The 677-nt window shown below is 54.1% G+C and carries 1 protein-coding gene; it reads left to right on the top strand.

Annotated elements, in window-relative coordinates; all coding sequences use genetic code 11:
• Positions 1–20 precede the first annotated feature (20 nt).
• Entirely contained in the window at positions 21–518 is a 498-nt protein-coding gene (locus tag J7E77_RS01045) for a DinB family protein (protein ID WP_214711894.1), read from the top strand.
• Positions 519–677 lie beyond the last annotated feature (159 nt).

The following is a 677-nucleotide window of genomic DNA, read 5'->3' as shown; positions in this document are numbered from 1 at the left end:
ATAAGGGAGGAGAGGAATTTATGGTCAAAAAACTGATCGTCGGCGACGCAACGCATGAACTGGCCACTACGCGCCGCATTCTGGAACGCTTGCCCGAGGAGCATATGTCGTGGAAGCCGCACGAGAAATCGATGACGCTCGGCGGGCTGGCCACGCACCTGATCAACCTGCTAAACTGGCAAGTCGCGATTTTTCAGTACCCGGAGTTCGATATTTCGACCGTGCCGCTGAGGCGCGAGCCTTTGGAAAAACGCGCTGACGTTCTGGAGGAGTTCGACGCAAACGTCGGCAAGTTGGAAAAGCTGCTCGCCGAATGCGAAGAGAAAACGCTCGGCGAGGAATGGACGCTGCGCCACGGCGACCATATCATCCTCCGAGAGCCGCGGGCGATCGCGCTCCGCACCTTCGGATTAAGCCACATGGTTCATCACCGGGCGCAGCTCGGGGTTTATTTGCGGCTTCTCGATATTCCGGTGCCGGGCATCTACGGCCCCTCGGCCGACGAGGAAGCCCAATGAATTAAGTTTCTCGATCCAATACTCGCCAAAAAGTCGTAGGGCACCGGCATGACCGCCGGTCCGCTACTACAAGGGAAAAGAATGATTACAATCCTTGATCACTAACAGTTGAGGATTTTTAATTGAACAATACCAGTTAATATCAGCTTTTTGTTTATT

Source organism: Bacillus sp. ISL-77, assembly GCF_018613105.1.
This window is presented reverse-complemented; position numbering and strand designations above follow the sequence as displayed.

Bases quoted from the DNA above. Each gene is read 5' to 3' on its own strand.
- J7E77_RS01045 (WP_214711894.1), top strand. From the start codon at position 21: ATGGTCAAAAAACTGATCGTCGGCGACGCAACGCATGAACTGGCCACT.